The organism is Desulfofundulus sp., assembly GCF_049701015.1.
In the GTDB taxonomy this organism is placed as follows: Bacteria; Bacillota; Desulfotomaculia; order Desulfotomaculales; family Desulfovirgulaceae; genus Desulfofundulus.
This window is the reverse complement of the sequence record NZ_JBNATZ010000306.1, coordinates 1-2,701: the sequence shown is the minus strand read 5'-3', so window position 1 is coordinate 2,701 and position 2,701 is coordinate 1. Positions and strand designations below refer to the sequence as shown.

General features: G+C 42.9%; 2 protein-coding genes. One reads left to right on the top strand and one right to left on the bottom strand.

What is annotated here, in order from left to right; all coding sequences use genetic code 11:
• Positions 1–183: 183 nt before the first annotated feature.
• Positions 184–2,106, bottom strand: a complete 1,923-nt coding sequence (locus ACPLUI_RS13630) for a sigma 54-interacting transcriptional regulator (protein ID WP_424660794.1) — start codon at positions 2,104–2,106, stop codon at positions 184–186.
• A 357-nt stretch (positions 2,107–2,463) separates the two neighbouring features.
• On the opposite strand from ACPLUI_RS13630, the gene ACPLUI_RS13625 reads away from it, so the two are divergent.
• The coding region (locus ACPLUI_RS13625; RefSeq protein ID WP_424660793.1) for an arsenate reductase ArsC at positions 2,464–2,701 on the top strand (238 nt) is incomplete at its 3' end.

Here is a 2,701-nt window from a genome sequence, read left to right as displayed (position 1 = left end):
CAGATAGTTGGCAATCACAATGCGCTGTACCTCGCTGGTACCTTCATAAATTTCCCGCCCCATATATCGACCGGCCAATTTCAAAATCAAAAAATTATGCAAATCCCATGCCATTTTTTAAACATTAGAATAAATGGGGTCTCTCTAAGAACTAATGTTTCATTCTGGAACCAGACCGGTTACCTAACGAAACATTACTTCATCCAGTGTTTTTATCTTACGCCACAATGTTGTCCGGCTTATACCTGTTAATTCTGATATTTCTTTAATGCTGGCACCGGTAGAAAGTAAGTAATCTATAACCTGCCGCTCCATATCTTCCAGCCTGCCAATTTTTAGCGTAATAGTTTCTCTATCACCACTGGGTAGTACATATGATTTTCTAATTTTTTCGTTTATTAATCTGGTTATTAATTCTTCACAGCTCTGGCCATCTTCAATCAAAAGGACATATTTTTGAATAACATTCTGCAGCTCCCTTACATTACCGGGCCAGTCATATTCCATAAGTTTTTGCAATGCAATTCTGGATAGAGGTGGAACTTCTTTCCTGACCTCGCAACTGAATTCTTTTATAAAATGATTGGCCAGCAGTTCAATATCTTCTTTCCTTGCCCTCAACGGGGGGATGTCCAGGTTGAGCACCTCAAGGCGGTGGTAGAGATCACTCCGGAACTTCCCTTCTTTCACCGCCAGGAATAATTCATAATTGGTAGCTGCGATTATTCTTACATCCACCGGAATGACCCTGTCACTGCCAAGCCTCATAATCTCCCGCTCCTGCAAAACGCGCAAAAGCCGGGCCTGAACAGGTAATGTCATTTCACCGATTTCATCCAGAAAAATGGTTCCGCCGTGAGCCATTTCAAATAGCCCGATTTTACCGCCTTTTTTGGCTCCAGTAAAAGCCCCTTCTTCATAACCGAACAATTCACTCTCCAGCAGGTTCTCCGGTAAGGCAGCACAATTTATGGCTACGAAAGGGGCTTTACGCCTGTCGCTTTCATTATGAATACTTTGAGCAAAAAGTTCCTTCCCGGTTCCACTCTCACCACATATTAACACCGTGGCATTAGAGGATGCGAATTTTTTTGCCCTGTCAATAGTATCCCGTAAAGCAATGCTGCTCCCGATGATATCATTAAAAGTATGTTTGGCCACCAGGCCTTTTTTAAACAGCTGGCGCCGGAGATTTTGTTCCAGTATCTGGATTCTATCTGCACTCTGGAACATTATCAACAGGTCTTTTTTCCCTTCACTAATATTCACGCTAATACTCTTAACCCAGAACTGCTTCCGCCCAATTTCCTTAAAATATTCTTTTTGGTCGGAATTATTGATCAACGACATTAGAGCGGGATAATCGTGCAATTCACCTACCTGACGCCCTACGACTCTGGCAGCATCTGTTTCCAGCAACTTTTCCGCTGAAGGATTCATAAATGAAACACGCTTATTTTCATCTAAAATTATAATTCCATCATTCGTTAACTCAAGGACAGAACGAAATCTGCTGGAACGCTCTTGATCCCGGCGAATACCATGTACTATCTCCAGGGAACGCATTATGGCACTATGAATTGCATCATAACCAGACTGAACAAGGACAGCATTAATTCCCGATTTCCTGGCCATTTCATAAACGCAGAGACCAGTGCTCACAACAACGTCGATATCGGATTTCAATATCTTAGCTATCTGATCATTCATTTCGTAAATATCGCTATATGGATAACACTCTACATTTATCTCTAATATTTTGATGATATTTTCAAAGTCCGGACTGAAATCCTGTGGTCTATAACCAAGAAAGGCTATCTTCCGCCCCAAACCCTTTGCAGTGTATAAAGCCTGGAGGATATCAAAGGGAGTAATCTCAATTAAAACCACTGGCAGAGAAACTACTTTTTTAATTTTCTTCCCCGTTGCGCCCCTGCTGATGATAATATCGACTCCATCCCGCTCCAGCTTGTAGGCATGCGAAACACCTTCATCCAGCACTGCTTCTCTTAACTCCAAACCCAAATCCATGTCCTGAGCCAGCTTTTGTATTTGTTTTGACAATTCAGGATATGTTGAAACCACTCCTATCCGCACACCGGGCACAATGGAAGCCCCCTCTCTGAACAAGACCTTTTCGTCCCTGAATAAAAATATCAGTAACCACGGCTGTCCACACTATGACAAAACAGGAACACTTTTTGAAATTTCCTTAAGAAATTTAATTCACCCCGGTTTTTGATATTTTTAAATTTACCCTGCTTTCTGAACTCTCCTTCCCTGTTGCACTACCGGAAGCACGTTTCTTTTCCGGAAATTATACTTTTTCTGATCGCTTCCTGTCAACAAGCCTGTGAATTACCATTTTTGTCATAGGAAAGGCTCGCTACCAGGGATCATAATAAGGTATACTTCTTAGAAAAAGCTCTTTTTTAAGATGCATATGAAATGGAGGGATTCATTTTGACCGGTAAGAAAAAGGTGCTCTTCCTTTGCACCGGCAACTCATGCCGGAGCCAGATGGCTGAAGGGTTTGCCCGAACCATGGCTCGGGACAAGTGGGATGTTTACAGCGCAGGAACGGCTCCCGCCGGGCTAAATCCCCGGGCCGTCCAGGTCATGGCTGAAGCCGGTATTGACATCTCAAGCCAGAAATCTAAAGCCATCGACCCGGAAATACTGAACTCCGCAGATGTCGTGG